We start from the raw sequence: 14,616 nt of genomic DNA, 5'->3' as shown, positions 1-14,616 counted from the left end.
ACACGACGCGCTTCCCGGCGCGTACCGGCACGGTCACCGGCGCCGGCAGCCCCTCCTCGTCACCGGCGACGGCCCCGTCGCCCAGGACCTCGTCGGCCGTACCGCCCGCCGAGCCCGACGGACTCCCCGCGGGACGGGCCCGGGAAGGCGGTGAGGAAGACCGCACCGGGCCGTGCGCGGGTGCGGCGCCGAGGGGCACGCTCGATCCGGTGTCCCGGGTACCGCACCGGGCCGTGCGCGGGTGCGCCCTCCCTACGCTCCGCCGGGGCTCGTAGAATCGGGCCCACCATGGCTTACCTCGACCACGCCGCGACCACGCCGATGCTTCCGGAAGCGATCGAGGCGATGACCGCCCAGCTCGCCGTCACCGGCAACGCGTCCTCACTGCACGCCGCCGGGCGCCGGGCCCGCCGTACCGTCGAGGAGTCGAGAGAGACCCTCGCCGACGCCCTCGGCGCACGCCCCAGCGAGGTGGTCCTCACCTCCGGCGGCACCGAGGCCGACAACCTCGCCGTGAAGGGCCTGTACTGGGCCCGCCGTGACGCCGACCCCCGCCGCACCCGGGTGCTGGCCAGTCCCGTCGAGCACCACGCGGTGCTGGACGCCGTCGACTGGCTCGCCGAGCACGAGGGCGCCGACGTCGAATACCTCCCCGTCGACGGACACGGCCGCGTCCACCCGGACGCCTTGCGCGAGGCGATCCTCCGTGACCCCGCCGATGTCGCCCTGATCACCGTGATGTGGGCCAACAACGAGATCGGCACCATCATGCCGGTACGCGAACTGGCGGCGGTGGCCCGCGAGTTCGACGTGCCGATGCATGCGGACGCGGTGCAGGCCTTCGGGCAGCTTGAGGTGGACTTCGCCCGGTCCGGGCTGGCCGCGATGACCGTCAGCGCGCACAAGATCGGCGGGCCCTTCGGCATCGGCGCGCTCCTGCTCGGCCGCGAATACACCCCCGTGCCCGTGCTCCACGGCGGCGGCCAGGAGCGGCACGTCCGCTCGGGCACCCTCGATGTGCCCGCCATCGCCTCCTTCGCCCTCGCGGGCCGGCTGGCCGCCGACGGGCGCGAGGAGTTCGCCCGCGAGATCGGCGGACTGCGCGACGCCCTGGTCGCGGCCGTGCTGGCGGCCGTGCCCGATGCCGTGCTCGGCGGCGACCCGGCCCCCGGGGGGAGGCTCCCCGCCAACGCCCACTTCACCTTCCCCGGCTGCGAGGGCGACTCCCTGCTCCTGCTGCTGGACGCCCAGGGCATCGAGTGTTCGACCGGCTCCGCCTGCACCGCCGGGATCGCCCAGCCGAGCCACGTACTGCTGGCCACCGGCACCGACCCGGACCTCGCCCGCGGCACCCTGCGCTTCTCGCTCGGCCACACCTCCGGCAAGCAGGACATCGACGAGGTGGCCCGCGCGATCGGACCGGCGGTGGAACGGGCCCGTACGGCGGGACTCAGCTGACTCCGGGCCCGCCCCGCGACTGGGCGGGCCCGCCGGTCACCGCTTCGCCGTCGCCGCCGCGCGGACCAGCTTCAGATAGCGGCCCCAGTCCCAGTGCCCGCCCGGGTCGGTGTGGTCGGTGCCCGGTACCTCCACGTGCCCGACGATGTGCTCGCGGTCCACCGGTATCCCGTACCGCCCGCATATCGCCGCCGTGAGCCGCGCCGAGGCCCCGTACATCGCCGCGGTGAAGTCCTGCGGCCGGTCCACGAAGCCCTCGTGCTCGATCCCCACACTGCGCTCGTTGTACGACCTGTTCCCGGCGTGGAAGGCCACGTCCAGCTCACGGATCATCTGCGCCACATGGCCGTCCTTGCGCACCACGTAATGGGACGCCGCGCCGTGCGCCGGGTCCTGGAAGACCTTCACCGCGCTTTGGTAGCTGCCCTGGGTGACATGGATGACGACCCGGTCGACGGGGTAGTCGTCCGGGCGGTCGGCCCGCCGCCAGTTCGCCGGGGCGGCCGCTATCCACTGGGCCCGCGCGTAATCCACCTCGCCGGGTGTGCGGGGTTTCTCCACCCCCGGCAGCCGCCACCAGGCACGCTCCAACTCCTCCCGGGCCAGCGCGGCGGCGCCCACGGCCGTGACGGCGGCGCCGATCAGCAGCCCGCGCCGGCTGATGCCGTGCCCGGACTTCGCGCCGCCGGAGCCGCCGGCGCCCGATGTCCCCTTGGTCCCCATGTGATCCACAACGCATATCCGAGAGCGTTCGGTTCCCGGCGCCCCGTACTCTGGTGGAGCTATGACTGAGACTTCCCAGCGCCCCCTCCGTGTGCTCGCCGCCATGTCCGGCGGTGTCGACTCCGCCGTCGCCGCGGCCCGCGCCGCCGAGGCGGGGCACGACGTGACCGGTGTGCATCTCGCCCTCTCCGCCAACCCGCAGTCCTTCCGTACCGGGGCGCGCGGCTGCTGCACGATCGAGGACTCCCGTGACGCCCGCCGGGCCGCGGATGTGATCGGCATCCCGTTCTACGTCTGGGACCTCGCGGAACGCTTCCGTGAGGACGTCGTGGACGACTTCATCGCCGAGTACGAGGCCGGCCGGACACCCAATCCGTGCCTGCGCTGCAACGAGAAGATCAAGTTCGCCGCGCTCCTCGACAAGGCCCTCGCGCTCGGTTTCGACGCGGTCTGCACCGGCCACTACGCCACCGTCGTCCGGAGCGGGGACGGCGGCCGCGAGCTGCACCGCGCCTCCGACATGGCCAAGGACCAGTCGTACGTCCTCGGTGTCCTGGACGAGAAGCAGCTCGCCCACGCGATGTTCCCGCTCGGCGACACCCTCACCACCAAGGACGAGATCCGCGCCGAGGCCGAGCGCCGGGGCCTGGCCGTCGCCAAGAAGCCCGACAGCCACGACATCTGCTTCATCGCCGACGGCGACACCCAGGGCTTCCTGGCGAGCCGGCTCGGCACCGCGGAGGGCGACATCGTCGACGAGTCGGGCACGAAGATCGGCACCCACGAGGGCGCCTTCGGCTTCACCATCGGCCAGCGCAAGGGCCTGCGCATCGGCCACCCCGCCCCGGACGGCAAGCCGCGCTACGTCCTGGACATCTCCCCGGTGAACAACACGGTGACGGTCGGCCCGGCCGAGTCCCTGGACGTCACGGCCCTCACCGCCATCAAGCCCCGCTGGTGCGGCACGGCCCCGGCCGCCCCCGGCACCTACACCGCCCAGCTCCGCGCCCACGGCGGCGAGACCGAGGTCATGGCCGAGCTCGTCGACGGCACGCTGCACATCACCTTCACCGAGCCGGTACGGGGCGTGGCCCCCGGCCAGGCGGTCGTCCTCTACGACGGCACCCGCGTGGTCGGCTCGGCGACGATCGCCACGACGGTGCGGCGGGAGACGGCGTCGGCGGCGGCGTCCGGCTGACCGGGCCGGAAGCCCCTCGCCGCGGCCGCCGCCGTCCCGGAACGCCGCCCCGCCCATGGGCGCGGCGCCGGGGCGCCCCGCGCGGTCGCGTCCGACCCCCGTACGGGCGGGACCACGCGGGGCGGGTCATGGGTCAGGAAACCTGACGCAGGGGTGCGGACCTGGCGAAGAACTCCGTGAGGACCGGGGCCACCGCCTGGGGTGCCGGCTCGCGGGTCTGGCCCGTCAGGGTGCGGTGGCGGGCCCGGGGGAGGGCGTCGGCGAGCGCGTGGGTGGACTGGCGGGCGGGGGTGGGGCTGGAGCCGCCGGAGAGCACCAGGGTGCGCGCCGTGACCGAGGCGAACCGGGCGGCCGGGATCGAGCCGTCGCCGAGCAGCGCGTCGTCGTACGCGAGGGTGTGGGCCATCGCCACCAGGCCGCTCCACAGCGGGGCGCGGCGCATCCGGGCGATCATGTCGGCCGGTACCCCCGTCACCGAGAGGAACAGCTCGACGGCCCCCGCGCGGTCGGCGCCGGACAGCAGCCGGTGCAGCCGGGAGGTGCAGCACGCCTTGTACTGGAGGCCCGCGGCGCCCGGCGTGTACGGCGGCTCGTACACCGCCAGCAGGTCCACGGGGAGCCCGGCCGCCCTCGCCTCCAGGGCCAGCGCCCCGCCGGCCCCCGTACCGAACACCGAGGCCCGGCCGCCCACCACGGCGACGAGCGCGGCCAGGTCCTCGATCTCGCGCTCCACCGCGTACGGGCTGCTGTCGCCGCTGGAGCCGCGGCCGCGCCTGTCGTAGGTGACGACGTGGAAACGCGGCGCCAGCAGACGCGCCAGCGGCGCGTCGGTCGCCGCGGTGCCCAGCGAGCCGCCCACCAGGATCACCGGAGGGCCTTCGCCCCGGTGCCGGTGCGCGATCATGGTGCCGTCGCGGGAGGGAATCTTGTCCATGCGAGGGTGGACCGCCGGGCCCGCGAAAACTCATCGTTCCGGCCGAAGTTTTTTTGAGATTCTTCAACGGCCCAGGTCAGGGACGTTTCTTGAGGATCAGTCGGCGACGGTCGCGGTGTCGTAGAAGCAGAAGTGGTCCTTGATCGCGGCGACTTCGGGCTTCGGGTCGGGATAGGCCCAGACGAGGTCGGCGGCGCCCGGCAGCGACCAGTACGAGGCATCTCCCTTGAACGGACAGTGGGTTCGGGTGTCCGAGGCCGTCAGGAGGTCCGTACGGACGTCCTCGGGCGGCAGGTAGTAGCGGGCCGGGCAGCCCGTCTCGCGCAGGACGAGCGGGCGCCGGCTCTCGGCCAGCACCTGTCCGTCGCGGACCACGCGTACGTGCGCGGTGCCGGGCTCGACCGTGATGAGGTGTCCTGGTGAGGAGGTCATGTCGAGTACAGCCGTATCACGGGCCGCTTTCTTCCCGCCTCCCCCTCCGGGGCCCGCTTCTCTTCCGGTCCCTCTTTCCGGTCCCCCCTCCCGGCCCCTCTTTCCGGTCCCCTCTTTCTCCGTGCCGGCCGGACGTGTCGGTGGCGGGCTTTACGGTGGTCCCATGAAGATCTGTGTTTTTCTCTCCGCTGCCGACCTCGACGACCGCTACACCCGGCCCGCCCGCGAATTCGCCGAGCTGCTCGGCAAGGGCGGCCACACCCTTGTCTGGGGAGGCTCGGAGAGCGGGCTCATGAAGGTCGTCGCCGACGGGGTCCAGGAGTCGGGCGGGCGGCTGGTGGGGGTCTCGGTCGACTTCCTGGCCGCTAAGGCGCGCACCAACGCGGACGAGATGGTGATCGCCCGCGACCTCGCCGAGCGCAAGGCGCTGCTCCTGGAGAAGTCCGACGCGATCGTGATCATGGTCGGCGGCACCGGGACGCTCGACGAGGCGACCGAGATCCTGGAGCTGAAGAAGCACGGCAAGCACGACAAGCCCGTGGTCCTGCTCAACACGGCGGGCTTCTACGACGGGCTGCGCGAGCAGTTCCAGCGCATGGAGGACGAGGGCTTCCTGCCCCTCCCGCTGACCGACCTGGTGTTCTTCGCCAAGGACGGCGTCGGCGCCCTGGCCTACCTGGAGGAGTGGTCCGGCCTTCAGTGACGGGGCGGCGGGGTGCGATCATGAGGGCATGTCCACTCATGTCATCACCGGTGCCGGCTCCGGCATCGGAGCCGCCGTCACCCGCCGTCTGCTGGAGCGCGGTGACGAGGCCCTGCTGCTCGCCCGCGACGCGGGCCGCGCCAGGGAACTGGCCGCGCTCCACCCCGGTGCCCGCACGCTCGTCGGTGACCTCTCCAACCCGGACCGGCTGTCGTGGGCCTTCGCCCAGCAGGCGATGCCGGAGCGGGTCGACTCGCTGCTGCACATCGCGGGCGTCGTGGAGCTCGGCAAGGTCGGCGACCTCACGCCCAAGGCCTGGCACTTCCAACTCAACGCCAACCTGGTCGCGCCCGCCGAGCTGACCCGGCTCCTCCTGCCGCAACTGCGCGTCTCGCAGGGCCATGTGCTCTTCGTGAACTCGGGCGCCGGTCTCGCCGCACACGCCGAGTGGAGCGCCTACGCCGCGAGCAAGCACGGCCTGAAGGCCCTCGCCGACTCCCTGCGTCACGAGGAGCACGCCCACGGCGTCCGGGTGACCTCCGTCTACCCGGGGCGCACCGCCAGCCCCATGCAGGCCAAGGTCCACCAGCAGGAGGGCAAGGAGTACGACCCCTCCCGCTGGATCGACCCGGAGTCGGTGGCCACCACGATCGTGATGGCCCTCGACCTGCCGCGCGACGCCGAGGTCAACGACCTGACGGTGCGCCCCGGGCGCTGACCCCCGCGGCCCCAGGACCGGAACGAACGCCCCTCGGGACAGCCTTTACGCTTCCCGTGTGAGCGAGAAGAGCAAGTTCAGCGGTTGTCCGGCCACCGGGATCGGCTCCATGCCCGGGGGAGACGCCCGGGAGGCGGCGAAGACCGTCACCGGCTCCTTCGGGGGCGGCGAGGGCCTGCCGTACCTGGCGGAACTGCCCGCCCGCGGCCCCGGCGCGGACATGATCGGTCGGACCATCGGGCTCCTCGTCGACCTGTACGGGCACGTCGAGCCCAGCGGCTGGCGGATCAGCGACCGGCCCGGCCGCGACACCCGCCGGGCCAGGTCCTGGCTCGGCGAGGACCTCGACGCCCTGGAGGAGTTCACTCAGGGGTACGAGGGGCCGCTCAAGGTCCAGGCCGTCGGGCCGTGGACGCTGGCCGCCGCACTGGAACGCCGGGGCGGCGAGGCGGCGCTCGGCGACCCCGGGGCCTGCCGCGACCTGGCGGGCTCCCTGGCGGAGGGGCTGCGCGCCCACCTCGCGGAGGTGCGGCGCAGGGTGCCCGGCGCCGACGTGATCCTCCAGCTCGACGAGCCGTCGCTGACCGCCGTACTGCGCGGGCGGGTCAGGACGGCCAGCGGCTACCGCACGCACCGGGCCGTGGACCGCCAGGTCGTGGAGGGCACCCTGCGCGACGTCCTGGCGGCGGGCGGGGACGCGGCGACGGTCGTGCACACCTGCGCGCCCGAGGTGCCGTTCGCACTGCTGCGCCGGGCCGGGGCCGACGGCATCTCGTTCGATTTCTCCCTGCTCACCGAGCGTGAGGAGGAGGTGATCGGAGAAGCCGTCGAAGGCGGCACCCGGCTCTTCCTCGGAGTGGTACCGGGCACCGACCCGGCCTCGGGCGGATTGTCGGACCCGGGCGGTAGCGTCATGGGGGTCAGGACGCTGTGGCGCAGGCTGGGGCTGAATCCGGGGACTCTGACGGAGTCCGTGGCGATCACCCCGTCGTGCGGGCTCGCGGGTGCCTCGCCCGCGTACGCGCGCGCCGCGCTCGCCCACTGCGTCCGGGCCGCGAGATCGCTCGCAGACAACCCTGAGTAACGGGGCACTGGGTAACGGGAGGACGAGACGATGGCCGGCGAACAGCAGACGACGGCGCCCGCACAGGTCCAGGAGCGGCACGCGCTCCTCGCCGAGCAGATCGAGGAGCACCGCTTCCGGTACTACGTGAAGGACCAGCCGGTCGTCAGCGACGCCGAGTTCGACCGGCTGATGCGTGAGCTGGAGGCCCTGGAGGAGACCTGCCCGGAGCTGCGCACGCCCGATTCGCCGACGCAGAAGGTCGCGGGCCCGTACCGCACGGAATTCACCTCCGTCGAGCACCGCGAGCGGATGCTCTCGCTGGACAACGCCTTCGACGACCTGGAGCTGGCCGCCTGGGGCGAGCGGATCGCCAGGGAGGTCGGCACCACCGACTACCACTTCCTGTGCGAGCCGAAGGTGGACGGCCTGGCGGTCAACCTCACCTATGAGCACGGGCGGCTGACCCGGGCCGCCACCCGCGGCGACGGCCGCACCGGCGAGGACATCACCCCCAACGTCCGTACGATCGCGGAGATCCCGCACCGGCTGAAGGGCGACCGCATCCCCGCGCTGGTCGAGATCCGCGGCGAGGTCTTCTTCCCGATGGAGGCCTTCGAGGAGCTGAACGCCCGGCTCGTCGAGGCCGACGACAAGCCGTTCGCCAATCCGCGCAACGCGGCGGCGGGCTCGCTGCGCCAGAAGGACCCGAAGGTCACCGCCACCCGCCCGCTGCACATGGTGGTGCACGGCATCGGCGCCCGCGAGGGCTTCGACATCGACTGCCTCTCGCACGCCTACGAGCTGCTGCACGAATGGGGTCTGCCCACCGCCAAGTACAACAAGGTGGTGGACTCCCTCGACGGGGTCCGGGAGTTCATCAGGTACTTCGGCGAGAACCGGCACTCCGTGGAGCACGAGATCGACGGAGTGGTCGTCAAGCTCGACGAGATCCCGCTCCAGGGCCGGCTCGGCTCCACCTCGCGCGCCCCGCGCTGGGCCATCGCCTGGAAGTACGCCCCGGAGGAGGTCAACACCAAGCTGGTCAACATCCGGGTCGGCGTCGGCCGGACCGGCCGGGTCACGCCGTACGCCCAGGTCGAGCCGGTCAAAGTGGCGGGCTCCGAGGTGGAGTTCGCCACCCTGCACAACCAGAACGTGGTGAAGGCGAAGGGCGTCCTCATCGGGGACACGGTGGTGCTCCGCAAGGCGGGCGACGTGATCCCGGAGGTCCTCGGCCCGGTCGTCGACCTCCGTGACGGCACCGAGCGGGCGTTCGTGATGCCGACGCACTGCCCGGAGTGCGGCACGGAACTGAAACCCACCAAGGAGGCGGACGTCGACGTCCGCTGCCCCAACGCCCGGTCCTGCCCCGCCCAGCTGCGGGAGCGCATCGCCTATCTCGCGGGCCGCAAGTGCCTCGACATCGACCACTTCGGCTATGTCGCCGCCGCGGCCCTCACCAAGCCGCTGGAGCCCACCGATCCGCCCCTGCACGACGAGGGCGACCTGTTCGGGCTGACCGTCGAGGAACTGCTGCCGATCCGGGCCTACGTCCTCGACCAGGACAGCGGACTGCCCAAGCGGGACCCGAAGACCGGCGAGGAGAAGACCGCCTGGGTCTTCGCCAACCAGCAGGGCGAGCCGAAGAAGAACGCCCTCGCCATGCTCGACGCCATCGCCGCCGCCAAGGAGGCGCCGCTGGCCCGCATCCTCACCGGGCTGTCCATCCGTCATGTGGGCCCGGTCGCCGCCGCGGAACTGGCCCGCCAGTTCCGCTCCATGGACCGGATCGACGAGGCGACCGAACAGGAGCTGGTCGAGGCCGAAGGGGTCGGGGACATCATCGCCGCCTCGGTGAAGCAGTGGCTCGCCGAGGACTGGCACCGGGAGATCCTGCGCAAATGGCGCGAGGCCGGGGTGCGGATGGAGGACGTGGGCACCGGCGAGGACGAGGGGCCGCGCCCGCTCGAAGGACTGACCGTCGTCGTCACCGGCACACTGGCCGACCACACCAGGGATGGCGCGAAAGAGGCGCTCCAGAGCCGTGGAGCGAAGGTGACAGGTTCCGTTTCGAAGAAGACCTCCTTCGTGGTCGTGGGCGACAACCCCGGTTCCAAGTACGAGAAGGCCATGCAGCTGAAGGTTCCGGTACTGGACGAGGACGGCTTCGCCGTCCTGCTCGAACAGGGCCCGGACGCGGCGCGCGAGGCGGCGGTGCCGGCCGAAGAACCGGCGGAATAGGGGCAGATCCCCACCAGGGACCGGGACACAACCGAACAGATCCCGCCAGGGAGCGACGGAACCGGGCGGTCGGCGCAGCAGCGACGGAGCGGAGAGGCGGAACCGGACGCGGGGGGACAGACGGGGGGCAACCTCTCCGCCCCGCGGCCGTTTCACCCGATCGGCGCATAGCAGATGCTGACGGATGGTCGGTCCGCATTCGGGCAAGAGCGTCAGAGCGCTGCCCGTAGGCCCCCTCCGCGGCCTACTGTTGATACGTGCACCTGCCGTGCCCGGCCGCGGGGTGGGAAACCGGGTCGTGGCGGCATGGAACGGAACCATCGGGTGACATCGGCACCGCCGGCTGTGAGAGGGACGGAATGAAACCGACCGAGAGCGCCGCACCGGTGTCGCGGCTGCAAGGTTTCGTCGGCCTCACGCCAAAAGTGGGCGCCGTTGTCATCGCGATCGCCGTCGTCCAGATCGCGACCGGTTTCTATCGGACGGTGAGCGAGGGGCACGCCCTCTTCCCGGACGGCAGAGCGGGCTGGTCCCTCGCCGTCCTGACCGGAATCATCGTCGGCCATCTCGTCGCGCTCGGCCGCGACCGCTGGTGGGGCGGCACCGGCTCCGGGGCCTCGCTCACACTGGCGGTGCTGCTGCTCTACGGCTGGGTGCCCGCCGCGCTGGTCAGCCTGGTCGTCGTCGTCCTGGTCGGGGTCGCCCGCAGACACCGCTGGTGGCAGGGGCTGCTGCACGGCGCGGTGGACATCCTGGGGATCGGCGCGGCGGCCCTGGTGCTCGCCGCGTTCGGCGAGGTGCAGACCGTCGAATCGCCCTGGCGGCCACTCGACTGGGGCATCGACGCCGCCCCCGGCGTCCTGCTCGCCGCCTCCACCTATCTCCTGGTCACCCGGGTTCTGCTGTGGTACGCGCAGGCACCCCAGGGCGGCGGCGGACTGCCGACCATCGCCCGCACCGCCCTGCTGCGCCAGGGCCTCGTCGCGGTCGCCCTGGTCGCCATCGCACCGCTGATCTGCGTCGTCGCGATGGCCACCCCCCTGCTCCTGCCGCTCTTCGCCGTCCCGCTGATCGCCCTCGACTCCGCGCTCTGGATCGCCCGTGCCCGTGCCGAGGAGCAGCTGCGCGACCCGCTGACCGGGCTGCCCAACCGGCAGTGGCTGCTGGAGCGCACCTGGACGGCCCTGGAGGACGCCGAGTCCGCCGGGGCGAGATCCGCTCTGGTCCTGATCGACCTCGACCGTTTCCGTGCGGTCAACGACACCCTCGGTCATCTGGCGGGGGACCGGCTGCTGTTGCAGATAGCGGAGCGCCTGCGCCTCGCGCTGCCCCGGGGCGCGGAGGCGGCGCGGCTCGGCGGCGACGAGTTCGCCGTGCTGCTGCCGACCGCCGACTCCACGACCAGCGCCCAGCGGGTCGCCCGCCATCTCGTCGCCGAGCTGTCCTCCCCGCTGGACCTCGACGGTCTGACCCTGGTGCTGGAGGCCAGCGCCGGGGTAGCCGTCTACCCGGACCACGCGCTGGACGCCGAGGGGCTGCTCAGGCGCGCGGACGTGGCGATGTACCAGGCCAAGCGGGACCGTACGGGGGTGGAGGTCTACGAGTCGAAGCGGGACAGCAACACCCCCGACCGGCTCGGTCTCCTGGGCGATCTGCGCCGGGCCCTGGACGCCGGCGAGGTCGAGCTCCACTATCAGCCGAAGGTCCGGTTCGACGGCCAGGTCGCCGGTCTCGAAGCCCTGGTGCGCTGGGTCCATCCGGAACGCGGCAGGGTCCCTCCGGACGAGTTCATCGCCATCGCCGAGTCGTCGGGCCTCATGCCGCACCTCACGGAGTACGTCCTGGAGACGGCGCTGGCCCAGGTGGCCCGGTGGCGGGCACAGGGCCTGTTCGTCCCGGTCGCCGTCAATGTCTCGCCGCGCGACGTCCACACCCCCGGCTTCGCGGGCGGCGTCGCGGCCCGGCTCGCCCGGCACGGCGTTCCGGCCGGGGCGCTCCAGCTGGAGATAACGGAACACGTGCTCCTGGAGGACCCGCAGCGCGCCGCCGACACGCTCGCCGGGCTGACGGGACACGGCGTGAAGATGTCCCTCGACGACTTCGGTACGGGATACTCCTCGCTCGTCCATCTGCGCCGCCTCCCGGTCAGCGAGCTGAAGATCGACCGCTCGTTCGTGGCCCGGCTGGCCGTGGACAACGAGGACGCGGAGATCGTCCGCTGCACGATCGACCTGGCCCACTCGCTCGGCCTGCTGGTGGTCGCGGAGGGGGTCGAGGACGACGAGACCTGGGAGCGGTTGCGGGATCTGCGCTGCGACGCGGTGCAGGGGTGGCTGGTCGCCGCCGCGATGCCGCCGCAGGAGACCACGGCCTGGCTGCGGGCGCGCGGCGAGCACGGCTGGCGGCGCCCCGCCGAGCTGGCTGCCGCGGCGGCCGCCGCAGCGGCAGCGGCGGGCATCCAGCCGGAGCTGGACCAGCGCCCCCCTGGCCGGGCGATCAATTCACGCCCGGCGACGACCTGAGCCCCGCGACACCGCGGGGCCTCCGGCCCGAGGGGCCTTCGGTGGCGCTGGGCCGACCGCGGTGCCTCGTACGCGGCGAGCGCGGGGCCTCCGGCCCGAGGGGCTTTCACCGGCGCTGGGCCGGTCGCGGGGCCTCGTACGCGGCGAGCGTGGCGGACGACCGCCGCCGGAGCCGCCCGGGATGCGAGTGCGGCCCCAGGGGGCGCCGGTCGCGCCCGCCTCGCGCCCGCCGGTCCGCGTCCGCCTCGCACCCGCCGGGGGTGGCCTCGGGGGCGAGGTCCAGGGTGGCCGGTCCGCGCCCGCCTCGCGCCCGCCGGTCGCGCCCGCCTCGCGCCCGCCGGTCGCGCCCGCCGGTCCGCGCCCGCCTCGCGCCCGCCGGGGGTGGCCCCCGGAGCGAGGTCCAGGGTGGCCGGTCCGGGGCCGCCCGGCCCGTGATGCCCGGCCGGGGGCGTGCCGGGGTCCGGAAATCCTCGTCCGACCAGGGCGTTCGCCCGGGTGGCGGGAGCGGTGGCGGGCGACACCATAGGATTGGGCCAAAACCACACACCAACCCCTGAGGATCGCTGCATGCCTGGCATCACGCGCGAGGAGGTCGCCCACCTCGCCCGGCTGGCGCGTCTGGAGCTGAAGGGCGAAGAGCTCGATCACTTCGCCGGTCAGCTCGACGACATCATCGGCGCGGTCGCCCGCGTCTCCGAGGTCGCCGACCAAGACGTACCGCCGACCTCCCACCCGCTGCCGCTGACCAACGTCATGCGCGCGGACGAGGTCCGTCCGTCGCTCACCCCCGAGCAGGCGCTCTCCGGCGCCCCGGCCCAGGAGCAGCAGCGTTTCAAGGTGCCGCAGATCCTGGGGGAGGACTAAACAGCCATGACGGACAACAGCACCATCATCAAGCTCACCGCCGCAGAGATTGCCGCGGGGATCGTCTCCGGTGAGTTCACGGCCGTCCAGGTCACCGAGGCCCACCTGGCCAGGATCGACGCGGTCGACGAGAAGGTCCACGCCTTCCTGCACATCGACCGCGAGGGCGCCCTCGCGCAGGCCCGCGCCGTCGACGCCAAGAAGGCGGCCGGTGAGAAGCTCGGCCCGCTGGCCGGCGTCCCGCTCGCGCTGAAGGACATCTTCACCACCAAGGACATGCCGACCACCGTCGGCTCCAAGATCCTCGAAGGCTGGATCCCGCCCTACGACGCGACCCTCACCAAGAAGCTGAAGGCCGCCGACGTCGTCATCCTCGGCAAGACCAACATGGACGAGTTCGCCATGGGGTCCTCCACCGAGAACAGCGCCTACGGCCCGACCGGCAACCCCTGGGACCTCACCCGCATCCCGGGCGGCTCCGGCGGCGGTTCGTCCGCCGCGCTCGCCGCGTACGAGGCCCCGCTCGCCATCGGCACGGACACCGGCGGCTCCATCCGCCAGCCCGCCTCCGTGACCGGCACCGTCGGCGTCAAGCCGACCTACGGCGGCGTCTCCCGCTACGGCATGGTGGCCTTCTCCAGCTCCCTGGACCAGGGCGGCCCCTGCGCCCGTACCGTCCTGGACGCGGCCCTGCTGCACGAGGTGATCGCCGGGCACGACCCGATGGACTCGACGTCCATCGACGCCCCGGTCCCGCCGGTCGTCGAGGCCGCCCGCAACGGCAGCGTCGAGGGCATGCGCGTCGGCGTCGTCAAGCAGTTCGCCGGTGAGGGCTACCAGGCGGGCGTCGTCCAGCGCTTCAACGAGTCGGTCGAGCTGCTGAAGTCGCTCGGCGCCACGATCGTCGAGCTGGACTGCCCCTCCTTCGACCTGGCCCTGTCGGCGTACTACCTGATCGCGCCGTCCGAGTGCTCCTCCAACCTGGCCCGCTTCGACGCCATGCGCTACGGCCTGCGCGTCGGCGACGACGGCACGCGCTCCGCCGAGGACGTCACCGCGCTCACCCGCGAGGCCGGTTTCGGCGACGAGGTCAAGCGCCGCGTCATCCTCGGTACGTACGCCCTCAGCTCCGGCTACTACGACGCGTACTACGGCTCGGCGCAGAAGGTCCGCACCCTCATCACGCGGGACTTCGCGAAGGCCTTCGAGCAGGTGGACGTCATCGTCTCCCCGACCACGCCCACCACCGCCTTCCCGATCGGCGAGCGCGCCGACGACCCGATGGCGATGTACCTCGCGGACCTGTGCACCATCCCGACCAACCTCGCGGGCAACTCCGCCATGTCGCTGCCCTGCGGCCTGGCGCCCGAGGACGGTCTGCCGGTCGGGTTGCAGATCATCGCCCCCGCCATGAAGGACGACCGTCTCTACAAGGTCGGAGCCGCCGTCGAGGCCGCCTTCGTGGAAAAGTGGGGTCACCCGCTGCTGGAGGAGGCTCCGTCGTTGTGAGTGCACTGACCAAGGCCAAGGGCTTCAAGAAGTCCAAGACCGGTACGTACCTGTCCATCGGCACCACCGCCTTCGGGGCGGTCGGTGTGCTCAAGCAGGCCAGGAAGGCCCGCTACGAGCACGACACGCTGCGACTGATCGACGCCGTTGTCTCCGCCGCCGCCATCGCCACCGGTGTCGCCCTGCTGCTGCGCGAGCTCAAGCGCCTCGGCGACGACGACGTACTGCTGGGCTGAGAGGGAAGTTTC

The 14,616-nt window shown here is 72.5% G+C and carries 13 protein-coding genes; 10 read left to right on the top strand and 3 right to left on the bottom strand.

Annotated features, from left to right (window positions below):
* Positions 1-288: 288 nt before the first annotated feature.
* A complete protein-coding gene (locus ACFVFH_RS26895) occupies positions 289-1,458 on the top strand; it encodes a cysteine desulfurase family protein (protein ID WP_383773139.1) in 1,170 nt (389 codons plus the stop codon).
* 36 nt (positions 1,459-1,494) lie between these two features.
* On the opposite strand, the gene ACFVFH_RS26890 is transcribed toward ACFVFH_RS26895, so the two are convergent.
* The gene (locus ACFVFH_RS26890; RefSeq protein ID WP_383773213.1) at positions 1,495-2,181 is read right to left on the bottom strand and encodes an N-acetylmuramoyl-L-alanine amidase; all 687 of its coding nucleotides are present in this window, start codon (positions 2,179-2,181) and stop codon (positions 1,495-1,497) included.
* Positions 2,182-2,242: 61 nt separating this feature from the next.
* Between ACFVFH_RS26890 and mnmA the strand changes: the two genes are divergently transcribed.
* Entirely contained in the window at positions 2,243-3,379 is a 1,137-nt protein-coding gene (mnmA, locus tag ACFVFH_RS26885; RefSeq protein WP_383773137.1) for a tRNA 2-thiouridine(34) synthase MnmA, read from the top strand.
* 133 nt (positions 3,380-3,512) lie between these two features.
* Here the strand turns inward: mnmA and ACFVFH_RS26880 are convergent, their stop codons facing one another.
* Positions 3,513-4,313 carry an alpha/beta fold hydrolase gene (locus ACFVFH_RS26880; protein ID WP_383773135.1) on the bottom strand — a complete coding sequence of 267 codons (801 nt, stop codon included), beginning with the start codon at positions 4,311-4,313 and terminating at the stop codon, positions 3,513-3,515.
* A 96-nt stretch (positions 4,314-4,409) separates the two neighbouring features.
* Entirely contained in the window at positions 4,410-4,745 is a 336-nt protein-coding gene (locus tag ACFVFH_RS26875; RefSeq protein WP_383773133.1) for a DUF427 domain-containing protein, read from the bottom strand.
* Positions 4,746-4,908: 163 nt separating this feature from the next.
* On the opposite strand from ACFVFH_RS26875, the gene ACFVFH_RS26870 reads away from it, so the two are divergent.
* From ACFVFH_RS26870 to ACFVFH_RS26835, 8 genes are all read left to right on the top strand, one after another.
* The gene (locus tag ACFVFH_RS26870) at positions 4,909-5,448 is read left to right on the top strand and encodes a TIGR00730 family Rossman fold protein (protein WP_383773130.1); all 540 of its coding nucleotides are present in this window, start codon (positions 4,909-4,911) and stop codon (positions 5,446-5,448) included.
* 28 nt (positions 5,449-5,476) lie between these two features.
* Positions 5,477-6,166 (top strand): SDR family oxidoreductase, encoded by a 690-nt coding sequence (locus tag ACFVFH_RS26865; protein WP_383773128.1) that lies wholly within the window; start codon positions 5,477-5,479, stop codon positions 6,164-6,166.
* Positions 6,167-6,224: 58 nt separating this feature from the next.
* Positions 6,225-7,250: a methionine synthase gene (locus ACFVFH_RS26860; protein ID WP_383773126.1), complete on the top strand. Its 1,026-nt coding sequence runs from the start codon at positions 6,225-6,227 to the stop codon at positions 7,248-7,250.
* A 30-nt stretch (positions 7,251-7,280) separates the two neighbouring features.
* Positions 7,281-9,473: an NAD-dependent DNA ligase LigA gene (gene ligA / locus ACFVFH_RS26855; protein WP_383773124.1), complete on the top strand. Its 2,193-nt coding sequence runs from the start codon at positions 7,281-7,283 to the stop codon at positions 9,471-9,473.
* Between the two features lie 359 nt (positions 9,474-9,832).
* Positions 9,833-11,995 (top strand): putative bifunctional diguanylate cyclase/phosphodiesterase, encoded by a 2,163-nt coding sequence (locus tag ACFVFH_RS26850; protein ID WP_383773122.1) that lies wholly within the window; start codon positions 9,833-9,835, stop codon positions 11,993-11,995.
* 567 nt (positions 11,996-12,562) lie between these two features.
* Complete coding sequence (gatC, locus tag ACFVFH_RS26845; RefSeq protein WP_015036350.1) at positions 12,563-12,859, top strand: Asp-tRNA(Asn)/Glu-tRNA(Gln) amidotransferase subunit GatC; 297 nt, start codon at positions 12,563-12,565, stop codon at positions 12,857-12,859.
* A gap of 6 nt (positions 12,860-12,865) precedes the next feature.
* Positions 12,866-14,368, top strand: a complete 1,503-nt coding sequence (gatA, locus tag ACFVFH_RS26840) for an Asp-tRNA(Asn)/Glu-tRNA(Gln) amidotransferase subunit GatA (RefSeq protein WP_383773120.1) — start codon at positions 12,866-12,868, stop codon at positions 14,366-14,368.
* Positions 14,365-14,604 (top strand): hypothetical protein, encoded by a 240-nt coding sequence (locus tag ACFVFH_RS26835; RefSeq protein WP_093549278.1) that lies wholly within the window; start codon positions 14,365-14,367, stop codon positions 14,602-14,604. The genes gatA and ACFVFH_RS26835 overlap by 4 nt, the downstream gene beginning before the upstream one ends.
* Positions 14,605-14,616 lie beyond the last annotated feature (12 nt).

The organism is Streptomyces sp. NPDC057697 (genome assembly GCF_042799335.1).
In the GTDB taxonomy this organism is placed as follows: domain Bacteria; phylum Actinomycetota; class Actinomycetes; order Streptomycetales; family Streptomycetaceae; genus Streptomyces.
Note: the sequence above shows the minus strand (reverse complement) of the source record. Positions and strands in the feature narration are given on the sequence as shown.

Bases quoted from the DNA above. Each gene is read 5' to 3' on its own strand.
- ACFVFH_RS26895 (WP_383773139.1), top strand. From the start codon at position 289: ATGGCTTACCTCGACCACGCCGCGACCACGCCGATGCTTCCGGAAGCG.
- ACFVFH_RS26890 (WP_383773213.1), bottom strand. From the start codon at position 2,181: ATGGGGACCAAGGGGACATCGGGCGCCGGCGGCTCCGGCGGCGCGAAG.
- mnmA (WP_383773137.1), top strand. From the start codon at position 2,243: ATGACTGAGACTTCCCAGCGCCCCCTCCGTGTGCTCGCCGCCATGTCC.
- ACFVFH_RS26880 (WP_383773135.1), bottom strand. From the start codon at position 4,313: ATGGACAAGATTCCCTCCCGCGACGGCACCATGATCGCGCACCGGCAC.
- ACFVFH_RS26875 (WP_383773133.1), bottom strand. From the start codon at position 4,745: ATGACCTCCTCACCAGGACACCTCATCACGGTCGAGCCCGGCACCGCG.
- ACFVFH_RS26870 (WP_383773130.1), top strand. From the start codon at position 4,909: ATGAAGATCTGTGTTTTTCTCTCCGCTGCCGACCTCGACGACCGCTAC.
- ACFVFH_RS26865 (WP_383773128.1), top strand. From the start codon at position 5,477: ATGTCCACTCATGTCATCACCGGTGCCGGCTCCGGCATCGGAGCCGCC.
- ligA (WP_383773124.1), top strand. From the start codon at position 7,281: ATGGCCGGCGAACAGCAGACGACGGCGCCCGCACAGGTCCAGGAGCGG.
- ACFVFH_RS26850 (WP_383773122.1), top strand. From the start codon at position 9,833: ATGAAACCGACCGAGAGCGCCGCACCGGTGTCGCGGCTGCAAGGTTTC.
- gatC (WP_015036350.1), top strand. From the start codon at position 12,563: ATGCCTGGCATCACGCGCGAGGAGGTCGCCCACCTCGCCCGGCTGGCG.
- gatA (WP_383773120.1), top strand. From the start codon at position 12,866: ATGACGGACAACAGCACCATCATCAAGCTCACCGCCGCAGAGATTGCC.